Annotated in this window: 18 protein-coding genes; 5 read left to right on the forward strand and 13 right to left on the reverse strand. The window is 60.9% G+C overall.

The window, feature by feature from the left end; all coding sequences use genetic code 11:
- Positions 1 to 23 precede the first annotated feature (23 nt).
- From BJ917_RS02025 to BJ917_RS02050, 6 genes are all read right to left on the reverse strand, one after another.
- Positions 24 to 1,802, reverse strand: coding sequence for an acyl-CoA dehydrogenase C-terminal domain-containing protein (locus BJ917_RS02025; protein WP_121101458.1), 1,779 nt, complete (start codon positions 1,800 to 1,802; stop codon positions 24 to 26).
- A gap of 63 nt (positions 1,803 to 1,865) precedes the next feature.
- Complete coding sequence (locus BJ917_RS02030) at positions 1,866 to 4,349, reverse strand: RND family transporter (RefSeq protein WP_096511422.1); 2,484 nt, start codon at positions 4,347 to 4,349, stop codon at positions 1,866 to 1,868.
- A gap of 31 nt (positions 4,350 to 4,380) precedes the next feature.
- On the reverse strand, positions 4,381 to 5,454 hold the full coding sequence (locus BJ917_RS02035; RefSeq protein ID WP_121101460.1) for a YCF48-related protein: 1,074 nt from the start codon (positions 5,452 to 5,454) through the stop codon (positions 4,381 to 4,383).
- Between the two features lie 62 nt (positions 5,455 to 5,516).
- Positions 5,517 to 6,875, reverse strand: coding sequence for a DUF1329 domain-containing protein (locus tag BJ917_RS02040; RefSeq protein ID WP_096511418.1), 1,359 nt, complete (start codon positions 6,873 to 6,875; stop codon positions 5,517 to 5,519).
- Between the two features lie 38 nt (positions 6,876 to 6,913).
- The gene (locus BJ917_RS02045; RefSeq protein ID WP_121101462.1) at positions 6,914 to 8,929 is read right to left on the reverse strand and encodes a DUF1302 domain-containing protein; all 2,016 of its coding nucleotides are present in this window, start codon (positions 8,927 to 8,929) and stop codon (positions 6,914 to 6,916) included.
- A gap of 110 nt (positions 8,930 to 9,039) precedes the next feature.
- On the reverse strand, positions 9,040 to 9,606 hold the full coding sequence (locus BJ917_RS02050) for an alpha/beta hydrolase (protein ID WP_121101465.1): 567 nt from the start codon (positions 9,604 to 9,606) through the stop codon (positions 9,040 to 9,042).
- A 255-nt stretch (positions 9,607 to 9,861) separates the two neighbouring features.
- Here BJ917_RS02050 and BJ917_RS02055 point away from each other — a divergent pair, with 255 nt between their 5' ends.
- From BJ917_RS02055 to BJ917_RS02075, 5 genes are all read left to right on the forward strand, one after another.
- Complete coding sequence (locus BJ917_RS02055) at positions 9,862 to 10,932, forward strand: AraC family transcriptional regulator (protein WP_121101469.1); 1,071 nt, start codon at positions 9,862 to 9,864, stop codon at positions 10,930 to 10,932.
- A 537-nt stretch (positions 10,933 to 11,469) separates the two neighbouring features.
- Complete coding sequence (locus tag BJ917_RS02060) at positions 11,470 to 13,083, forward strand: DUF2235 domain-containing protein (protein ID WP_121101472.1); 1,614 nt, start codon at positions 11,470 to 11,472, stop codon at positions 13,081 to 13,083.
- Between the two features lie 2 nt (positions 13,084 to 13,085).
- Positions 13,086 to 13,739: a DUF2931 family protein gene (locus tag BJ917_RS02065; protein WP_121103077.1), complete on the forward strand. Its 654-nt coding sequence runs from the start codon at positions 13,086 to 13,088 to the stop codon at positions 13,737 to 13,739.
- Positions 13,740 to 13,775: 36 nt separating this feature from the next.
- Positions 13,776 to 14,429 (forward strand): DUF2931 family protein, encoded by a 654-nt coding sequence (locus BJ917_RS02070; RefSeq protein WP_121103078.1) that lies wholly within the window; start codon positions 13,776 to 13,778, stop codon positions 14,427 to 14,429.
- A 36-nt stretch (positions 14,430 to 14,465) separates the two neighbouring features.
- Positions 14,466 to 15,119: a DUF2931 family protein gene (locus BJ917_RS02075; protein WP_121101475.1), complete on the forward strand. Its 654-nt coding sequence runs from the start codon at positions 14,466 to 14,468 to the stop codon at positions 15,117 to 15,119.
- Between the two features lie 159 nt (positions 15,120 to 15,278).
- Here BJ917_RS02075 and BJ917_RS02080 read toward each other — a convergent pair whose 3' ends face one another.
- The 7 genes from BJ917_RS02080 to BJ917_RS02110 all read right to left on the reverse strand — a co-directional run bounded on the left by BJ917_RS02080 (position 15,279) and on the right by BJ917_RS02110 (position 21,666).
- On the reverse strand, positions 15,279 to 16,289 hold the full coding sequence (locus BJ917_RS02080; protein WP_096511404.1) for a YeiH family protein: 1,011 nt from the start codon (positions 16,287 to 16,289) through the stop codon (positions 15,279 to 15,281).
- Positions 16,286 to 16,612, reverse strand: coding sequence for a Rieske 2Fe-2S domain-containing protein (locus BJ917_RS02085; RefSeq protein ID WP_096511403.1), 327 nt, complete (start codon positions 16,610 to 16,612; stop codon positions 16,286 to 16,288). The genes BJ917_RS02080 and BJ917_RS02085 overlap by 4 nt, the downstream gene beginning before the upstream one ends.
- Positions 16,609 to 17,271 carry a DsbA family oxidoreductase gene (locus BJ917_RS02090; RefSeq protein WP_121101478.1) on the reverse strand — a complete coding sequence of 221 codons (663 nt, stop codon included), beginning with the start codon at positions 17,269 to 17,271 and terminating at the stop codon, positions 16,609 to 16,611. Before BJ917_RS02090 ends, BJ917_RS02085 begins: the two co-directional genes overlap by 4 nt.
- Positions 17,268 to 18,590 (reverse strand): MFS transporter, encoded by a 1,323-nt coding sequence (locus tag BJ917_RS02095; RefSeq protein ID WP_121101481.1) that lies wholly within the window; start codon positions 18,588 to 18,590, stop codon positions 17,268 to 17,270. The genes BJ917_RS02090 and BJ917_RS02095 overlap by 4 nt, the downstream gene beginning before the upstream one ends.
- Before the next feature lie 91 nt (positions 18,591 to 18,681).
- A complete protein-coding gene (locus tag BJ917_RS02100; protein ID WP_096511397.1) occupies positions 18,682 to 19,734 on the reverse strand; it encodes a 3-keto-5-aminohexanoate cleavage protein in 1,053 nt (350 codons plus the stop codon).
- An 88-nt stretch (positions 19,735 to 19,822) separates the two neighbouring features.
- Complete coding sequence (locus BJ917_RS02105) at positions 19,823 to 20,671, reverse strand: TauD/TfdA family dioxygenase (protein WP_096511395.1); 849 nt, start codon at positions 20,669 to 20,671, stop codon at positions 19,823 to 19,825.
- Between the two features lie 14 nt (positions 20,672 to 20,685).
- Entirely contained in the window at positions 20,686 to 21,666 is a 981-nt protein-coding gene (locus BJ917_RS02110; RefSeq protein WP_096511393.1) for a quinone oxidoreductase, read from the reverse strand.
- Between the last annotated feature and the right edge of the window lie 140 nt (positions 21,667 to 21,806).

The following is a 21,806-nucleotide window of genomic DNA, read 5'->3' on the forward strand; positions in this document are numbered from 1 at the left end:
AATCTTCCTGATGCTGTTGGTTGTTAGAACTGCGCTGCGTCGAGCAGAAACAGCGAGTCGCTTCCGGCTTTGACCGATGCGCTCAGCGAGTGAATCCGCGGCAACAGGCGGGCGAAATAGAACCGCGCCGTGCCCAGTTTGCTGGCGTAGAAATCGTCCTGCGCTTCCTTGCCCAAAGCCGCCTTGGCCATCAGCGCCCACATGTAGGCGTAGGCCACGTAACCGAAGGTTTGCAGGTACTCGACCGACGCCGCGCCGATCTCCTGCGGGTTGGTCTTGCAACGGTCCAGTACCCAGGCGGTCAACTCGTCGAGGATATCCACGGCATCGTTGAGCGGCTTGGTGAACTCCGCCAGTTCAGCGCTGGCGGTCGCGGTGAAGTGTCGAATCTCGTCGGCGAACAGCTTGTAGAACGCCCCGTCGCTGCCGACGATCTTGCGCCCCACCAGGTCCAGGGCCTGAATGCCGTTGGTGCCTTCGTAGATCTGGGTGATGCGCACGTCGCGCACCAGTTGTTCCTGGCCCCATTCACGGATGTAGCCGTGACCGCCGAATACCTGTTGGCCGTGGATCGTGGTTTCCAGGCCGAGGTCGGTCAGGAACGCTTTGGCCAACGGGGTCAACAGCGCCACCAGGTCTTCGGCGCGTTTGCGCGTCGCGGTGTCTTCGCTGAACTTGGCGGTGTCCAGTTGCATGGCAACGTATGTCGAGAACGCCCGGCCGCCTTCGTTCGAGGCCTTCATGGTGAGCAGCATGCGACGCACGTCCGGATGGACGATGATCGGGTCGGCCACTTTGTCCTTGTTCTGCGCGCCGGTCGGCGAACGGCTTTGCAGGCGATCACGGGCGTATTCGACGGCGTTCTGGTAAGAGCGCTCGCCAGTGGCCAGGCCCTGGATACCGACGCCCAGACGCTCGTAGTTCATCATGGTGAACATCGCCGCCAGGCCCTTGTTCGGTTCGCCGACCAGGTAACCCACGGCATCGTCGAAGTTCATCACGCAGGTGGCGGAGGCCTTGATGCCCATCTTGTGTTCAATCGAACCGCAATTCACCGGGTTGCGCGCGCCCAGGCTGCCATCGGCATTGACCAGGTACTTGGGCACCAGGAACAGCGAAATGCCTTTCGGTCCCGCCGGGGCGTCCGGCAGTTTGGCCAGCACCAGGTGAATGATGTTTTCGGTCAGGTTGTGCTCGCCAGCGGTGATGAAAATCTTGGTACCGCTGACCTTGTAGGAACCGTCGGCCTGAGGTTCGGCCTTGGTGCGGATGATGCCCAGGTCGGTGCCGGCGTGCGGCTCGGTCAGGCACATGGAGCCGGTCCAGATGCCGGCGTACATGTTCGGCAGGTACGCCGCTTTCAGTTCTTCGCTGGCGTGGGCGTTGAGCGCAAGGCAAGCGCCGGCGGTCAGCATCGGGTACAGGCCGAACGAAAGATTGGCGCCGTTGACCATCTCCTCAACCTGGGCGCCGATGACCTTGGGCATGCCCATGCCGCCGTACGCCGGGTTACCGCCCACGCCGGCCCAACCACCCTCGGCAAAGGCACGGTAGGCATCGGCAAAGCCCGCAGGCGTCGTGACTTCACCGTCGTGCCACGAACAACCTTGCTCGTCGCCACTGCGATTGAGCGGTGCAATCAGTTCTGCGGAGATCTTGCCAGCCTCTTCGAGGATCGCATTGGCGGTGTCTTGATCCACCACCGCGGCCAGCGCCGGCATGGCGGCCCACAGCTCGGAAACGTTGAAAACTTCGTTGAGTACGAATCGAATGTCGCGCAGGGGCGCTTTGTAATCAGACATGTTTGAAAGACTCAGGCAATGTCAGGGCCTTTGAACAGGCCCTGGTCAATGGAAGTGCCACCCTCAGGAGTGGACGCCAACACGCTCCACCACGGGTTCGGTGGATTTCGCTGCAGCCGGTGTGACTTTTCGCAGCAGGAAAAAGGACAGCGCCGGGATCAGGATCAGTGCACCGAGCATGTTCCACAGGAACATGAAGGTCAGCAGGATGCCCATGTCGGCCTGGAACTTGATGGGCGACCAGGCCCAGCACACCACGCCCGCGGCCAGGGTAATGCCCACCAGCCCCACGACCCGCCCGGTGAACGACACCGCGTTGCGGTAGGCCTGCGCCAACGGCATGCCCTGGCGTTGGTATTGCAGTTGCACGCTGAGCAGGTACAGCGCGTAATCCACGCCAATCCCGACCCCCAGCGCGATCACCGGCAGCGTGGCCACTTTCACGCCAATGCCCATGACCACCATCAGCGCTTCGCACAGGATCGACGTCAGGACCAGCGGCAGCAGCGCCACAACGGTTGCACGCCAGCTACGGAAGGTGATCAGGCAGAACAGGGTCACCGCCGCGTACACGTACAACAGCATGGTGTGGTTGGCTTCGCGCACCACGATGTTGGTGGCGGCTTCGATCCCGGCGCTGCCGGCGGCCAGCAGGAACTGGCGATCGGCGCTGCTGTTTTCCTTGGCGAATCGATCGGCAACGGCCACCACGGCATCAAGGGTTTGCGCCTTGTGGTCCTTGAGGAAGGCGATCACCGGCATCAGTGAGCAATCGGTATTGAACAACTCCGGGGCGTTGACCGAGGCCTGTTGCGCGGCATAGTTCAATACGTTCTGGTTGCGCTGGATGCTGTTGAGCTTGGGGTTGCCCTCGAAGGTACCGGCAGTGATCTGGCGCACCGCGTTGACCAGCGATGACGTGGCCTGCACGCCCGGCAACTGCTGCAACTCCCACGCCAGGCGGTCGGCCTGGACCAGTGTCTGATAGTTCAGGCAACCCTCGGGGGCAGTCTTGATCATCACCGCGAACAGATCGCTGGACAGCGCATAGTGACTGGTGATGTAGGCGTTATCGCGGTTGTAGCGCGAGTCGGCGCGAAGCTCCGGCGCACCACTGTCGAGGTCGCCGATCTGCAGGTTCAGGCTGACCATGAAGCCGGCAATGCCCAGCACCAGGGCGGCCAACACAGTGCCCATCGCCCACTTGGGGGTGGTGAAACGGTCGAGCATGTCCCACAGCTTGCCAAACCCGCGATGCTCGGCGGCCCGGGTGTCGATTTTCAACGCACGGGTGGCGGCCTTGCTGCCGACGCCGACGTACGACAGTGCCACCGGCATCAACAACAGCGAAGTAAAGATCAGCACCGCGACACCGATGCTGGCGGTGATGGCCAGGTCCTGAATCACCGGAATGTCGATCAGCATCAGTACCGCGAAGCCCACGGCATCGGCCAGCAGCGCGGTGACGCCGGCGATGAACAGGCGACGGAAGGTGTAACGCGCGGCCACCAGCTTGTGGGTACCACGGGCGATGTCCTGCATGATGCCGTTCATTTTCTGCGCGGCGTGGGACACGCCGATGGCGAAAATCAGGAATGGCACCAGCACCGAGTAAGGATCGATGGCATAACCCAGCCAGGCGACGATGCCCAATTGCCAGACCACGGCGATCAACGAACAGCCGACCACCAACAAGGTACTGCGCACACAACGGGTGTAGAGGTAAATGATGACCAGCGAGGTGATCACCGCCAGGCCGAAAAACATCATGACCTGGATCAGCCCGTCGATCAGGTCGCCCACCAGTTTGGCGAAGCCGATCACCCGGACCTTGTAATGGCCCTTGCCCTCTTCCCCGGCCTTGTGCCCGGAGCCTGCGTACTCGATTTTGTCGCGCAGGCGCTCTTCGAGCATCCGCGAAAACGTGTGATAGTCGATGCCATGGCCGGTGGCCGAGGCCTTGTCCAGCAGCGGCACGATCAACATGGTTGACTTGAAGTCGCTGGCCACCAGGCTGCCGACAATGCCGGCGCGGTTGATGTTCTGCCGCAACTGCTCGATGTCCTTGGGGGTGCCCGTGTAGGCATCGGGCATCACCGGGCCGCCCTGGAAACCCTCTTCAGTGGCTTCGGTCCAGCGCACCGCCGGGCTCCACAGCGACTTCATCCAGGCGCGGTCGACGCCTTCGGCGAGGAACAATTCATCATTGACCTGCTTGAGTACGTTCAGGTACTCGGGGTCGAAAATATCACCCTGGGTGTTCTCCACCACGACCCGTACCGAACTCCCCAGGCCGCGCAGCGATTGGCGGTTCTCGAGGAAGTTCTTAATGTACGGCTGACTCTGCGGGATCATCTTCTCGAAACTCGGGCGCAACTCCAGGCGGGTTGCCATCATGTAGCCCAGTAACAGGGTGATCATCGCCATCAGCAGCATGAACAGCGGACGGTGGTTGAACACCCACCGTTCCAGGCGGTTGCCGGAACGGTGATCGAAGTCGCGCAAGTCGCCAATCACCGGCATGGTGTCTTGCTGAATATTGCCCATAGGAGGGTACCCGCTCTGATTTTATCGGTTCTTATTCTTTGGAAAGCGACCGCGCACCACGACTGCCCACCACGATCAGCGAGCCATCGGCAGCCTGCACGGCACCCGCGACGGGGGACTGGTTTTGCTGGGCGATCAGTTGCAGTCGAGTCTCGGCAGACTGGCTGAGCAATTCGTGCCCGGCCTGGGTGAACAGCCGGAAGCGGCCGTCATCACCCTGCGCCGCGGCAGTGATGCTGACTTGCAGGCCGGTCTCCAGAAGCGTCCAGTTGGCACCGCCATCGGTGCTGCGCAACACATGCCCGCGCAACCCGTAGACCAGCACTTCGCCGGGTTTGCCGATCACCCCGAAAAAACTGCCCTGGTAGGGGGTCTGCAAGGCCACGAAACGCTGCCCGGCGTCATCCCATTTCAGCAGCAGGCCTTGTTCGCCTGCGATGTAGAGCCCATCACCGGTGGAGGCAATGGCATTGAGGTGAAAGCCCTGGGGGTTTTCGGTACGGTCCTGGAACGGTGTCCAGTGCTTGCCACCGTCTTCGGTGCGCAAGATCAGGTTGAAGACACCGACCACGTAGCCGATGTTGTCGTCGGCGAACCAGACATCCAGCAGGGGCTTGTCAGCGCCCTCCTCGACCAGTCGCTGACCTTCGGCGGCCAATACTGGCCATTGCTCGTTGCCCGGCTCGGCCTGGGCCAATGCCGAGTAATGCTTGACCAGCAAGTCACCGATCTGGCGCCCATCGAGTTGTTTGTTCCAGGTCTCGCCGCCATCGCTGCTGTGCAGCACCACACCATCGCCGCCGACGGCCCAGCCGTTCCTCGGCGAGGGAAAGTACACGGCATTGAGGTCGGCACTGACCGGCACGGTGGCCTGGCGCCATTGCTGGCCGGCGTCATCGGAAAAAAGAATGTGGCCTCGCTGGCCCACGGCAACCAATCGGTCACCGGCACGGGTCGCGTCCAGCAAGGGGCTGCGCACGGCCAGAACACTGGGCTTGGCGGGCAGATCAAGCACGTCGACGTAGGCGGCAGCCTGAGCGAATCCTTGCGACAGAGCCAGCGCGGCGCCCATCAGCAGCGGCACGCACTTCTTGAACGAATACATACGGCGTCCTCATGAGAAAACTGCGCCGGGTGCCCGCAGGCGACCCGGCGTTGAAACCCGACTCAGCGAATACCTGCGCCCGCCAGGGACTCCGGCGACCACTGCGCCTTGGACAGCGAGTCGATGTAGCGGATGCCGCCGTACGGGCCTACCACACCGTTGATGTTGTAGGAGCCGCCGACCAGGTCATAGATCATGAACGGCGTGGAATCCGGCACCTGCTTGTCGTAGCTCTGGCTGAGGAAGGCAAAGGAACCGCGATAGAGCTGACCGCGTGCGTCGTACTGGTCGGACGCCAGAGCGGCCCAGCTGTCTTCATCCAGGTAGAAGCGACGCTTCTGGTACACGTGGCGCGCGCCAGCCTTGAGGTTGCCCTCCACTACCCACACGCGGTGTTTTTCCCAGCGCACGAAGTCCGGTGCGATGTGATTGGCGGTGGTAATGCTTTTCGGGTCCTGGACGTAGGTCAGCTTGTAGGTGTTGTACGGCACGATCATTTCCTGCTTGCCGACCAGTTTCCAGTCGTAGCGATCCAGCGCACCGTTGAACACGAACACGTCGTCGTAGGTGCCGGCGCCGGCCGTACCCGGGTTTGGCGTGTCGTAGGCCAGGTTCGGTGCCAGTTTGACCCGACGCTGACCCGGCAGGTATTGCCAGGCGCGGCGCGGCTGTTCCAGCGGGTTGGCGGCGTCCTTGAGCATGATCGACTCGCCGGCCCGGCGCGCGGGGCCGGTGTAGTACAACTTCATCTGGTAGTACACGTCGGAGCTGGTGATCGGCTGCGACATGTTCTCGTAGATCGGATAGGTGATGAACGCCTGCCCGGTAGTGGCAAGGCTGGGCACACCGGCCGAGTCGACGTTCCAGGAGTCGTACTTGGAATTGATGTTGACCCCCTGGTAACGCAGCAGGAAGTTCCACATCGCCTCGCTGCCCGATTGCGGAATCGGGAACGGCACGCCGGGCAAGACGTTGTCGATGGCCAGGCCACCTTCCAGTGACTTGGCGCCGGTGGCGTTTTTCACGCTGTTGTCCAGCACGGTCTGCGGCAGTGCCACGGTGCGGTGGGTCGGGTAGACATCGACGCGAAAGCTCGGGAAGCGCTTGGCCAGCTCAACGGTGGTGGCCGAGAGCAGGGCTTTGTATTGATCGACGTTTTTGCCATCGATCACCAGCACCGGTTTTTCGCTGGCAAACGGGTCCGGGCGCATGCTGTCGCCGGCCTTGAAGCTGGCCGGGGCGGTGGTCAGGCCACCGGCATAGGCCGGAATGGAGCCATCGGCGCTGGCGGCTTTTTCGGCACCTACCAGAGTCAGACTGCTGCCGAGCTTGCCGGCTTCTTGAGTCGATACGGCGGCCTGCGCATGGGCCGCGAGGGTCATGGCCAGTGATGCGGCCAACAAGGTTTTCACGAATTTCATGGTTTCTACTCCTGCCTGGTGGCTGGGTATTGGATGAATCAAAAGGTGGTTTTCAGCGTCAGGTACAGCGCGCCACGGTCTTCGGTGGTCGCACCGCCGCCCGAGAAGGCTGAGTAGCCACCGGCGAAGCACGCATAGTTTTCGTTACCGCTGAAGGCGTTCGGCGTGGAGCCGTCGCCGCTTCCGGCGTTCGCTGCGCCGGTGCTGTTGCCGCTGACGTTGCACTTGTCAGCCTTGCCGAAGGAATCGACGTACTTGAGGTCGACGAAGTACTTGTTGTAAACGATGGCGCCGACGCCGACGGCATAGTTGCCGGTGTCCTTGGCACCGCCGCCGGAGACCGGCGAAACACCGTCGAGGCCGACGTTGACCGACATCGGCAGGTTCATGTCCACGCCGGGGAACACCTGGTACCAGGTCGGGGTGAAGTTGACCGCGATGCCCCAGTTGTCTCGGGTCGGCGCATCGACGCCACGGTAAGTGCTCTTGCCCTTGTAGAGCGCCTCGTTTTTGCTATCGAGCTTGAGCAGGTTGCTGTAGTACAGCTCGGTGAGCAGCACGGCGGAATCGAACACTGGCGTCTTGGGCAGGGTCATCAGCCCGTTGAGGGTCCAGTGCAAGGTGTCGCCGGTGGCGCTCATGCTGTCGCCATCATGCGGGGTGTCATAGATCACGCCGGTGGCTGCTGTACGTGGCGGCAACAAACCAAGACCTTGACCGAGCCCCAGGGGGCTGGTCGTGCTGACGATCGCCGGGATGCTGGCCAGCGGCATGTTGTGGCGGATGTTCAGGTCACTGCCGACGCTGATGCCACCGACATCCTTGGACAGGCTGAGGCCAAAAATGTCGATCTTGTCGGAGTAAGCCAGTTGGTAAGTGGCGGTGCTCAACGAGTTCAAGGTGTTGACCACGGCCGGCACCTGGCCCGCTGGCCGCGTACCGTTAGGATTGGCCGAGCTCAAACCGCGGGCATCGAGCCAGGCTTGGGGCAGGATGTCTGAAGTCTGGCGGTAGTAGACGCCGAGCGTGCCGTCCAGCCAGGCAGGCGACCACTTGGCCATGACGCCCCAATCACCTGAGTTGCGCGGCGTCAGGTCATCGCCACGACGCACGTTGGTCAGTGCGTTGCAGGGTGCCAGGCCACAGCCGAGCGGGCTGCCGGGGGTGATGGAGTTGGTGTTGCCCAACAGGAACGACTGCGCGCCGAAGCCCACCAGATCGGAACCGCCATAGTAAGTGCCCGCCTCAGGCAGGCGCGCCGCATCCCAATCGAGGAAATACTGGGCGCCCACGGTCAACTCGGGGTTGAGGGTGAACGTCATCGAGATCTGGTTACGCGGAACGAACAGTTCCTTGGCCTCGGTACCCGGCGATGCCGCCAGCTTGGCCAGGTCCAGTCCGGACTGCCCGTAACTGATCGAATGCACCGGGTTGAGGATGGTTTCACCCCAGAACACGTTGTGCTGCCCGGCCTTGATGCTGAACATCGACTCTTCGCCCACTTCGGTGCTGTAGAACACGAAGGCGTCGAGGATCTCGCCGGACGGACCGGTGTAGTAGCGCTGGGCATAGTTGCTCAGGTGCGGGCTGCCGAAACCGACGTTGTCATTGGTCACGCCAGCCAGGCGCGGGTCGTTGGCGACCAGGCCCGAGGTACCTTTATTGCCGTTGACGAACGGGTTGGAATTGGAGCCGGTGTTTTCATAGGCCTTGTCGTACCAGCTCGCGGCGCTGACGCGAAAACCCATGTTTTGCTGGTAGACCACATCCATCTCGGTCAACAGGTCGACACGGTTGGTGATGTTGGTCCCGGCCCTGCGGAAGTTGTAGTCGCCGTCGTTGTTGTTGGGCGTACCCAACATGCGTTTGTCGGCGTTTTCGGTACGCACGCCGTAGTTGTACTTCACGGTGTTATCGAAGCGCACGTTCCAGTCGGGATTGCCGGTCTCCACCTCCATCGCGTATGCGGTCGGCATGGAAGCCGCCAGGATGGCCAGGGCCAGCAGACTGCGACGCGAAGGGAGTGTGTAGCTGTGACTCTTATTGTTATGCATTGCGTTGGCTCCGCTTTTTGTATTTGTTTTAAGCGCAGGGGTCCCCTGCCGACTCTTGGTGAGAGAGCCAGTGCCTGTATGGCGTGAGGACGTTTACCGGGTGGTCGACCCTAGCGATCGAGGTCCAGAATCAGTGCTTCTGCCTGGGGCCACGGGCCGTAGCCTGAGGCCGGATTGAGGTGGCCGACATCACCGAGGTTGATCAGCTCTGCCTCCCAGTCCTGGGCCAGGCGCTTGGCCGCGTCGAAGCTGGCGAGGTGGTCGTCGGTGCTGGCGGCGACGATGCTGCGAAACGGCAGCGCGCCTTTGGGCAGCGGGTCCCAGCCATGGGTGCGAAGGGTTTGCGGGCTCGGGTAGTTTTGCGGCCACTGGGCAGCCAGATCCGGTGGCGCGGCCAGCAGGGCGCCCTTGATCGGGTGGCTATGCGTGGCGGCCCAATGTGCGACCATCAGCACGCCGGCACTGTGGGCGACGAGAATCACCGGCCCATCGATTTGCTCCAGCTCATGCTGGATTGCCCGGACACGGGCAGCGCAGTCGAGCTTGTCGGTCTCAAGTGGGGGAACGCTACGGACTTTGCTCAAACGGGCCTCAAGCAACGTTTGCCAATGTTCGGCAACGTGCTCACGCAGGCCCGGGACGATCAGAACGGTGGCGGCGGTTTGCAGTTTGTCCACTTGGATAACCTCGGCTTCTCAGTCTCGACTGGCTGTTTCGCCAGAATCTTTTTGTTGGACTGACATTAAAGAGCCGGGATGGGCCGCGCTTTTCATTTGACGACAGCGGCTTTTCTTTTGATGACAGCCTGATGGCCCCTGTCTGATGGTCGCGCGGAAGCTGTTAACGTGACTTCGAAAGTTGTTCAATTGCCGACGTGCTGACTATATTCACCACGTCCACTTCCATCGGAATCCCTGCAGGAACGCCTCTGCATGACAAAGCTCGTTCGCGCCGCTGTCCTGACCAACTACCTGGACGTTGCTCATTACCTTGGGTTCAATCCACACGATTTGCTGGCGAGCGTCGGCCTGAGCAAGGCCCGGCTGCAAACGCCCGAGCATCGAATTCCGATCGATTCGGCTGTTCGACTGCTGGAGGAATCGGCGGTTGCCAGCGGTTGCCAGAGCTTCGGCCTGAGCATGGCCGAATCGCGCCAGCTCTCGGATTTCGGTGTCGTCAGCCTGCTGCTGAGTCATCAGCGAACGCTGCGTGATGCGTTGCAGGTAGTGGTGCACTACCGGCACCTGATGAACGATTCGCTGGCCATCTACATTGAAGAGGCCGGCAAGATGGTGATCATTCGCGAGGAAGTGATCACCGATTCGCCCATGCCCTGCCGGCAGGCCAATGAACTGGCCATCGGTGTGATGTTCCGGCTGTGCTCCGCCCTGCTCGGTGCCCACTGGCAGCCCTACAGTGTCAACTTCACGCACCAGCCGCCCGACAACCTGCACCTGCATCGGCGCCTGTTTGGCTGCAACCTGGAGTTCGGCAGTGAGTTCAATGGCATCGTCTGCCCCGATGCCAGCCTCGACATGACCAATCCCCATGCCGACCCCGCCATGGCCCGATACGCCCAGCGCTACCTTGACTCGCTACAGAGCCACGAAGGGCCGTCGATTCTGTTCGAAGTGCGCAAGGCCATTTACCTGTTGTTGCCGATGGGACGTGCCACCATCGAGCAGATCGCCCAGACCCAGGGCATGAATGTGCGGACCCTGCAACGTCGCCTGAAAGACGACGGCTGTGCCTTCAACGACCTGATCAACGACGTGCGGCGCGACCTGGTGCTGCGTTATCTGGAAAACCCGAACTATTCGCTGGGGCGCATCGCCGACATGCTCGGTTACTCCATGGCGAGTTCGTTCACGCGCTGGTTCATCAGCCAGTTCGGCATGCCGCCTGCTTCGTGGCGGAGTGCGCAAAAGCTCGGTACCGCGAAAGCGCCAATGGACACAACCACCCTGCCCGATCGAGAAAATCCTGGCCCCGGCAACTTGTAGGAGCGAGGCTTGCCCGCGAAGGCGGCGTGTCAGGCGACTTACTTTTTATGGTGTACATATCCATTGCTGCGGTAACGGCTGCTGGCGGTTTCGCCCTTACGGCGAGTCACTTGGAAGAACGGAACGCCGCCCGGCCCTAAGTAACCAAGGGCTCTTGCCCCACCACTCGGTGCCTCGCTCAGGCTCGGCATGCCCTCTCTCCGGCCAGCGTGGTTTAACGGGGCGCCCAGATCAAAAGCAATGCGAGGCGGCCTGACAGCCGACCTGTTTGGGAGTCCGTACGCATTTCCCCTGTAGGAGCCGGCTTGCCGGCGAAGACGGCAGTCCAGTCAACAAAGCAGTCCGCCAATACCCCCGCCTTCATTGACTGAAGGCTTTTCTGTCAGCCCCCGGCTTCAACCATCCCATCCCGATCCTACACGCAAATAAGCCACGACCGGCTGCATGAACCCTCTCCGAGGGTGCAACGTAGGGCCTGGAAATCGATCAATGTTTTTTGGCGCCCAAGGACGGGCTTTGCGTAAAAAAGGATGTGCGATGGAAAAGGATTTGGGCGGGTACCACTGCGCTGTCTGTCGCGACGAGGCCATGGCAGCCCGCGCTCGACAGCGCGTGCAGCAGCCGAGCGCGGCGGAACTACAACGCCGACACGGTGAAATGATGGCTCGTCAGCGGGCACGGGAAGAGCAACTCATCGCTGAACGGGAGGCCAGGGAACAGCGTGAGGAAGCTGCACTCGTGAAAGTCACCCTGCGGATCGGGGTGTTTTTTGATGGTACGGGCAATAACCCGTTCAATGTGGAGATGGGGCGTAAGTGTGGTGCCCATCATCCGGTGTCGACGCAGGATATGGAGTCGAGTTGCAAGCCGTATATGCGGGATCCTGAGAGCAGTTACGGGGGGGAAGTGAGCAATGTTAAGCGACTGTATGATTTGTATACGCAGTCATATGACGCGGAAAGAATAATCCAGCAAAAACGCGCATTCGATAAAGTCTATGTCGAAGGAATCGGTACGAGCGCTGGCGCGCAAGACAGCCTTTTAGGCATGGCTATGGGCCGGGGTGAAACCGGGGTTGAAGCGCGGGTACATTACGCTTTTGGCCAGGTCAAAAGCCGTCTGCACAACTTTCTTGATCGTTTCCCGAATATCCAGATCAGCGCCCTGATCTTCGACATTTTCGGCTTTAGTCGTGGAGCGGCCGCTGCCCGGCACTTCGCCTGCCTGTGCCTGAACAGAACCGACAGTTCGCTCAGAGAAACACTGAGCTTGCCGGATCGCCTGTTCGCCCGCACCTTCAGCAAGGTCTTTGGCGAAGGGGTCAGCACCGGTTTCATCGGCCTGTTCGACACCGTCGCTTCCGTGGGTGGCCTGAGCAACCTGGGCTACATACGCAGCCCGGCGACTCCCGGGGTCAAGTTGTACCTGATGCCGAAGTTTTTCCCCAATGTGCTGCAATTGGTGGCGCGGGACGAATACCGCGCCAACTTCGCGCTCAACAGTGTTGCCCCGGATCATCCGCAAATCAGCTTGCCCGGCGTTCACTCGGATATCGGCGGCGGATACCGCGATGACATCGAAGAATGCGTACTGCTCAGCCCCATGCAGGCCCTTGAGGTGGGTGAGTTCACCGACGTCAAAACCACCTCGATCTATCGCGAGGCCCAACAGGAACGGGCGAAATGGAACGCCAAGGGCTGGCCACTGGAGATGCTGGAACTGATCACGCCTGATCCGGTCATGCTTGCGCCCGAACTCAGAGAGCGCAACGCGCCGAAACGAAAGCGGGTTTTTGCTGGGTTGCAACTCCGACGCAAGATCGGTGCGGGACTGTCGTTGGTGTATTTGCGGGTGATGTATGAGTCAGCCAAAAAGCATGGAGTTGAGTTTGACGATATCAAACAACGAGTTGCATTGACCCCTCCAGCGGCACTTCAACCCATGTGTGAGCGATTTATTGCTGCTGAGTACAGCCTTACTCCCGCCGAGGAGCAAATGCTCAAGCTGCATTACATCCACCAGTCGGCGCATTGGAACCCGACTTTTCTCTCTGGACCTCGCACCACACGATTCGAACTGGCCTATGCCCATGTCCCAACAGCTGATTCCGTACGAGTCCACCACCCACATGTTCCGGAATGGACGCTATGACCATGAAACCACTGTTTGCGTTACTCGTGATGTTGTCGGTGTGTGGCTGCCAACCCGTCGATCCGCTATCTGCCAAAAACGATTACAGAACCTCCACGTGGTACATCGGCTTCAACGAGCCCGCGCACATGAACGTCTGGGTCGAGACCTCCGCTGTCGAGGACATCAAGGGCCGAATAATTTTTGACATCGCGGCAGGCGCAGCCGCTAGAAGTGACAATGAAAACGGTACTGAAAATGCCCGGGGCTGGGTGGGCGTAGGCAGTTCCGGCATGCCCGTAACGGGTGCCGACCTGCCCAAACGCCTCTTTGTGCGCTGGCAATCAACTGTCGAGCGCAAGACCTACGCAGGCTGGATCGATATTTCCGAATCGACCCGCGAAATCATGCGCAATTCGAACGCCCGGCGTTGCCACGAGACCCCTCAGTTCACCGCCAACCCGAGTGCCGCCCTGAATCTGGGACTGGCGCCGGGGGGCGTCATTCAAGTTTGGGTCTGGGACGACTGTTTCCGCGCTCACAAAGTTGACCGAGGGCAAGTCGGTATAGAACCGCTGGGGCCTGATCAAGGCAAGTACAACGGCGTCTATGGCGAGATCAAAGCCTCTTCCCAACGCTATATCGACCGTTTCGGCATTCCCTATGGCAGTTGGTGATGACGTGTCTTTGATTCCAGAATGGACGCTACGACCATGAAAATACTGATTGCGTTACTCGCCATGTTGTCGGCGAGTGCCTGCCAACCCGTTGATCCGCTATCAGCCAAAAACGACTACAGAACCGCTTGGTGGTACATCGGCTTCACCGAGCCCGCGCACATGAAGGTATGGGTCGAGACCTCCGCTGTCGAGGACATCAAAGGCCGAATAATTTATGACGTAGCGGCAGGCGCAGCCGGTGGCAGTGATTATGAAAATGGAACTGAAAATGCACGGGGCTGGGTGGGTATAGCCACTGCTAGCATGCCCGTCACAGGTGCCGACCTGCCCAAACGCCTCTTTGTGCGCTGGCAATCAACTGTCGAGCGCAAGACCTACGCAGGCTGGATCGATATTTCCGAATCGACCCGTGAAATCATGCGCAACTCGAACGCCCGGCGTTGCCACGAGCCCCCTCAGTTCACTGCTAATTCGAGTGCTGCCCTGAGTCTGGGACTGGCGCCGGGGGGCATCATTCAGGTCTGGGTCTGGGACGATTGTTTCCGCGCCCACAAAGTGGACCGAGGGCAAGTTGGTATAGAACCGCTGGGGCCTGATCAAGGCAAGTACAACGGCGTCTATGGCGAGATCAAAGCCTCTTCCCAACGCTACATCGACCGTTTCGGCATTCCTTATGGCAGCTGGTGATGACCTGTCTTTGTTTCCAGAATGGACGCTACAACCATGAAAATACTGTTTACATTGCTCGCCATGTTGTCGTTGAGTGCCTGCCAACCCGTCGATCCGCTATCAGCCAAAAACGATTACAGAAGCCCTTGGTGGTACATCGGCTTCATTGAGCCCGTTCACATGAACGTATGGGTCGAGACCTCTGCTGTCGAGGACATCAAGGGCCGGATAATTTATGACATTGCGGCAGGCGTAGCCGCCAGTAGTGATAATGAAAATGGAACTGAAAATGCACGGGGCTGGGTGGGCGTAGGCAGTTCCGGCATGCCCGTGACGGGTGCCGACCTGCCCAAGCGCCTCTTCGTGCGCTGGCAATCGACTGTCGAACGCAAGACCTATGCGGGCTGGATCGATATTTCCGAATCGACCCGCGAGATGATGCGCAACTCGACGGCCCGGCGTTGCCACAAGACTCCCGAGTTCACCGCCAACCCGAGTGCCGCACTGAATCTGGGCCTGGCGCCGGGGGGCATCATTCAGGTCTGGGTCTGGGACGATTGTTTCCGCGCCCACAAAGTGGACCGAGGGCAAGTCGGCATAGAGCCGCTGGGGCCTGATCAAGGCAAGTACAACGGCGTCTATGGCGAGATCAAAGCCTCTTCCCAACGCTACATCGACCGCTTCGGCATTCCCTATGGCAGCTGGTGATGACGTGTCTCCATGCTTGAACCGATCAAAAAAAAACGGCGACCGCTGGGTCGGTCGCCGCTAAAAAACCGGTGTTTTTAACGCCGGTGGAGTGCCGCACTGCGTTGGAGTGAACGCAATGCAACGCCGCTCGTAAGAAGGGACCGCGTGATGCCGGGTTTACATGCCCCAGTGCAGCAATAGCAGCACAAGCACCGCGAGGAATACGGTTTCCCCCACCATCAGCAGAATGGGTTTGATGCCGACGGCGGCCAGTTCCTTGAGTTGGGTTTTCATGCCCAGGGCGCTGATGGAAATCACCAGGCACCACCGCGACAACTCATTGACCGAGCCCTGTATCACCGGCGCGACCCATCCCGTGCTGTTGAGGCATGCGAGGGCCAGGAAACCGACGGCAAACCACGGCAATAGCGGTGGTCGTTTGCCCGTCGGGTCGGCACCTTGCATGCGGGTGATCATGGCGGCAGTGACAATCACCGGCAGCAGCATGGCGACCCGCATCAGCTTGACCACCGTGGCCGTGTCGCCCGTTTCGGTGGACATGCTGTATCCGGCGCCGACCACTTGGGCGACATCATGGATGGTGGCGCCGAGGAAGACCCCGGCCACCTGCGGCGAGAGCGACAGCCAATTGGCAATCATCGGATAAACGATCATCGCCGTCGTGGACAGTGCCGAGACACCAATCACGGTGAATAGCGTGGCCCGCTCTTTCTGCGGATGGTTAGGCAAGGCCGCCGCCAGCGCCAGCGCTGCCGAGGCACCGCAGATCGCGGTGGCGCCACCGGTGAGCATGCCGAACAAACGCTGGAAACCCAGCGCCTTGGCTGCCAGGACCGAAACGCCGATGGTCACCACCACCAGGATCACCACCAGTGCAAACGGCTTCCAGCCCAGCCCGGCGATCTGCTCAAGGGTGATGCGCATGCCCAGCAGCGCCACGCCGATGCGCAATACGCTGCGCGCGGTGAATTCGATGCCGGCCTTGCAGGGTCCTTCTCCGGCGAGGAAGTTCAGGGCCATGCCGAGTAACAAGGCGAACAGCATGACTGGTGCACCGTAGTGCTCCGAAAGGAAAGACGCGGCGGCCGCGACGATCAGGCTGACGATAAATCCCGGCGCCAGTTCGCGGGTACGGCTATTGATGCGGGTCAGAGCAATGGCGCTCATGGCGCGGACTCCTCGGTAACGATGACAATGAACGCCTCGCCGTCGACTATTTCGACCGGGTAGTTGGCGACCTTGAGCTTGTTGGAATTGAGCAAGTAGCCACTGGCCAGATCGAATCGCAGCCCATGGGCACAGCATTGAATCACCCGACCGTCCAGTCGCCCGCCACACAGCGAGGCACCCTGGTGCGGGCAGCTGTCGTCGATGGCGAACAGCTCACCGCCGACGTTGAACAGTGCGAGGCTTTTGCCATCGAACTCGAAGAGCGACCGGCCCCCTGCCTGCGGGAATTTTCCGGCGGGCACACGTACACGCAGGCTCATGAGGGTTGTAACTCGCCGGAACGTTCGAGCAAGGCTTCGTACATGACGCCAAACAGTTTTTCGGCAGGATGTGCGCCGACCACCGTCACGCGCCGGTCAAACTGAAAACAGGGCACGCCACCGGTTGCCCCGGGGTTGCCGACAAAAGGCTCACCGTTGCCGTACAAGCAGTCAGCCACAAAGCCCGCCTCGAAGCCGCAGGACTGGGCGATGGCGATCAATGTCTCGCGATTGCCCAGATCCTCGCCGTAATGGAAGTACGCGGCGAACAAGCGTTCGAGCAATGCGTCACGCTGACGGGAATTACCCAGCACACTGACCCGCTCCAGCAGGCGATGGGCATCGGCCGTATTGGGCATCGTGGCAATGCGGCTGAAGTCGATGGTCTCCCCCACTGCCTGCGCGGCCTGTTGCACCTGGGCCTGGCGCATCTGCACGGCGTCGGCATTGCCCAGGCGCTTGCGATAAAACTCGGCAAAGGGTTCACCCTGTGCCGGCAGGTGTGGCAGCAGCTGCACGCCGTGCCAGACCGTGGTGAACGCCACGTCCGGCTGCCGGGCACGCAGCAACTCCTGGGCCTGCTCCAGCTGGCGCTTGCCGATCAGGCACCAGGGACAGATGAAATCGAAAAACACATCAATACGTAAACGGCCACTCACAACTTCACCTCTAACCCTGGCGCATTGACTGCGTCAGGCACTTTCTGCCCCTTAATCCGGGCAATATCTTTGTGGTAATGGCACATGGCGTAAAAAAACACCGCCGCCGCCGCGACACTGACAAGGGGCACGATCTGGAAAGCACCGTGCAGGCCGATCGCATCGGACAGGCGCCCCGTAATGAACGGGCCCGGGGCCAGCCCCAGCATATTGTTGGCCAGCGTCAACGTCGCAAAAGCCGTGCCGTGGACCGAATAGTGCGTCAGGTTGGCGACCATGGCCCCGGCCGGGCCCGTGGTGCCTGCAACAACCAACATGCCCAGGCAGATCATTGCCAGTTGCACGGGCCCGGCGGGCAAGGCGAATGCCAGCGACAGCAGCATGCAACTGCCCAGGCAGTAAGCAATGGCCAGGGCGACCTTGCGCTCCGGCGAATGCCGGCACAGGCGATCGCTGAGCATCCCGCACAGAATCATCCCCGCACCGCTGCACAACACGATGATCGCCGCCATGCCGCCGGCTTTGTCCGCGCCCATGTCGTAGTAGCGATTGAGGTAGCTGGGCATCCACACAATCACGGTGCCGCCAACGAACAACTGCAAACCACTGCCGATGTAGGTCGCGATCACCGAGCGACTGGCAAACAGCGTGCGCAGCCTGGCCTTTGCCGCCGCCTTGTCCAGCGCCTGCGCAGCACGCTGCGGAGCAATGCGAGACTCCTTGACGATGAGCGGATACAGCACCGCCAACAGCAGACCAAACAGCGCCATGCCGGCGAACGACCAGCGCCAGCCCAGCTTGGCGGCGATGGTGCCGCCCAACGCCATGCCCAGCACCGAGCCGAACATGCCGCCGGCCATGAACGCACTGGCCAGGGTTGCCCGCATGTGCTTGGGAAACACCGAAATCACCACGGCGATGCCGACGCTGCCGTACGCTGCTTCACCAACGCCCACCATGAACCGTGCGATGAACATTTGCGGGTAGTCCTGCGCCAGCGCGCAACCCAGGGTCGCCAGGCTCCACAGCAGGGCCATCAACGCCAGGCTCTTGACCCGGCCGAACCGATCGGCCAGCAACGACAACGGAAACGTCAGCAAGCCGACCATCAAGGCCACGATGCCACTGAGCAGGCCGAGCTGGCTGTCGCTCAGTGCCCATTCGCCCTTGAGCATCGGGAACACCGCGTTGAGTACCTGACGCGACATGTAATCGGAGATCAACAGGCCGAACGTCAGGGCGAAGACGATCCAGGCATATTTGCGCGCAACGTTGACGGTACAGTCGTCATCGTCGGCGGCGATTGGATGAAAGGCCATGCAGCCTCCTCGAAACGTTGTTTTTGTTGTTATCGAGCGTTTTTGACATACCACGGGCGAGAGATCATCGATCCCCCGCCCTTGCTACCGGTCAGCCGCGTTGCGGCACACCTTTCTGCCCGGCCTTGCGGTTGGGCGACATGCCGTTGGCCAACAGGGTTTCTTCGATGCTGTTGTACTTCACACCGATGCGATAGATCTCACGGGCTTCTTTGCCCGTGGCGATTTCGCGACCCAGTTCATGGGCGATGCGCACGGTTTGCTGGATCTGCGCCACCGAGCTGAAGCGGTCGCCCTTGTGATCAATGATAGTGTCTTCATTACCCACGCGCGGGTGCATCCCCATGGCCATCGACATGGTGTTGAACGGCATGACGTTCTTGAGCAGCGATTCGGAGGTCAGGGTGCAACCGTCCGGCGCGCGGTGGATGAAGTTGAAGAAGTTGAACGGGTTCGGGCCGTCGAAGCCGCCGCCGATGCCGATCCAAGTCAGGTTCAGCGGGCCCATGTATACGCCTCGGCGTACCAGACGTTCCAGGGTTTCCATGGCGTGCATGCCGGTCAACTGGAAGTGCGGCTGGATGCCGTTGTCCATCAGGCGCTTGAGGTGCTCGGCAACCCAGGCCGGGCCTGCCGGTACGGTCATTTCGCTGTAGGCCGCCTGAATCATCGGATTGGCCAGGGAGGTGCCTTCCAGGTATTCCGGGTACAGCAGCTCCATGATGTTCATTTGCGTGGTGTTGATCGCCACGGTCACCTGATCCGGCTTCGGCGTCAGTTCGGCCAGCATGTGGCGGGTATCGTCGGACAGCCACTTGGCCGCCTCACCATCACTTTCCGGGGCGAAGGAAATCGAACCGCCGACCTGGATGATCATGTCCGGCACGGCTTCACGCACGCCGGCGATCAGTTCGTTGAACTTGGACAGGCGCTTGGAGCCCTTGCCGTCCAATTCCCGCACGTGCAGGTGCAGCACGGTGGCCCCGGCTTCGTAGCAATCGACCGCTTTCTGGACTTGCTCGTCCATGGTCAGCGGGATGTCTTCCGGGAAGTCTTCAGGCATCCATTCCGGGCCGTACGGGGCCACGGTGATGACCACTTTTTCCATGTTTTCGGGGTGCAGGGAATCGTCGAAGAATTGCATGGTTTACTCCAGTTCTTATGATTGTCCCGCCCACCCGGATTCGTGCCGGGCAGGCGTGTTTACGAGAGCGAATGCAGAAGGGGGTGAATCAGTACGTCTTGTCGCCGATGATCCCGGCGCGTTCCATCTTGCGATGACACGGCGGGTAATCCATGACGGCGTAATGCTGGGTGCTGCGGTTGTCCCAGATGGCGATGCTGTTGGGCTTCCAGCGCCAGCGCACCTGGTACTCGGGGATGTAGGCCTGGCTGATCAGGTAGCGCAGCAGTTCGCTGGCGCCGGGGTTCGCGTCCTGGCCGAAGCGCACACGTTCGGGGGTGTGGTAGTTGCTGAAGTGGGTGGTGAAGGCGTTGACGAACAGCACCTTCTCACCGGTTTCCGGATGGGTGCGCACCACAGGGTGTTCGGCGTCCGGGTACATGGCCTTGAGGGCCAGGCGCTTTTCGATCGGCATGGCCGCGCCGAAGCTCGCTTCGATGCTGTGCCGGGCACGCAGGTCGGCGATCTTCAATTTCACATCTTCAGGCAGGTTTTCGTACGCTTCGACCATGTTCGCCCACATGGTGTCACCGCCGACCGGTGGGCACTCCACGCAGCGCAGCACGCAACCCATGGGTGGCGCCTCGCGCCAGGTGGCGTCGGTGTGCCAGGCGTTTTCGTAGCGGTCCATCGGCTGGTCCGGCTTTTTGTAGATTTGCACCAGGCCGGGGTGATCCGGGTCACTGCCGGCCACCGGGTGATCCTCCAGCTCGCCGAAACGCCGGGCGAACGCCACGTGCTCGGCGCGGCTGATGTTTTGATCACGCAGGAACACCACGCGATGGGTGAGCAACTGCGCACGAATCTCGGCAAACAGACCGTCGTCATGGATGGCGTCGGCGAGGTTGACGCCGATCAGTTCCGCGCCGATGTTGCAGGTCAATTGTTCGACTTTCACGGCAAGCTACTCCCTTAAATGACGAAAATCGACGAGCCGGTGGTCTTGCGCGATTCCAGGTCACGATGGGCCTGCACGGCATCCTGCAACGCATAGTGCTGGTTGATCTCGATCTTGATCCGGCCGCTGCCGACGTGATCGAACAACTCACCGGCCAGCGCGGCCTTTTCCGCAGGGTCGGCGATGTAGTCGGCCAGTGCCGGCCGAGTCAGGTACAGCGAACCTTTCATCGCCAGCATCACGGGATCGAACGCCGGAATCGGGCCCGAAGCAGTCCCCACGCAGACCATCAGGCCGCGGCGCTTGAGCGAATCCAGAGACCCCATGAAAGTGTTCTTGCCGACGCTGTCGAACACCACGTTGACCCCGACGCCATCCGTCAGCTCGCGAACGCGCTGGGCGACGTCTTCATGGCTGTAATTGATCACATGATCGCAACCATGGGCCCGGGCGATTTCGCCCTTGACCTCGGTGGACACGGTGCCGATGACGGTAAGGCCCAGTAGCTTGGCCCATTGCGAAACGATCAGGCCAACACCACCGGCGGCGGCGTGCAGCAAAATGCTGTCGCCGGCCTTGAAGTCGTAAATGCGGCGCATCAGGTACGAAGACGTCAGTCCGCGCATGGTCATCGCCGCGGCAGTCTCGAAACCGATGGTTTCCGGAAGCTTGATCAGCGGCGCGGCCGGGATCAGGCGTTCGGTGCTGTAGGCGCCCAGGGTATTGAGAAACCCGGTGTAGGTAACGCGATCGCCCACCTGCACATTGGTCACCCCCTCCCCGACGGCCTGGACCACACCGGCGGCTTCGACCCCCATGCCGTTCGCCAGCGGAATCGCGTAGGTGCCATTGCGAAAGTAGGTGTCGGCATAGTTCAGGCCGACCGCCACGTGACGCAGCCGAACCTGACCGGGCCCGGGGTCACCTACTTCGACATCTTCATAGCGAAGGACTTCGGGACCACCGGTTTCGTAGAAGCGGACGGCTTTGGCCATGTTTTCTTATTCTCCAGTCTCAATTATTGGCGTGCAGCATCGAATTGCGCTGATTGGACTGTAGGTTCATGGCTGGTTCGTCGCTTCTCATCCGACGACAACGACTTTTCATTTCATGACAATTGAATCCGGTGCAGGGG

It is taken from the genome of Pseudomonas sp. WPR_5_2 (assembly GCF_003634475.1).
In the GTDB taxonomy this organism is placed as follows: Bacteria; Pseudomonadota; Gammaproteobacteria; order Pseudomonadales; family Pseudomonadaceae; genus Aquipseudomonas; species Aquipseudomonas izuensis.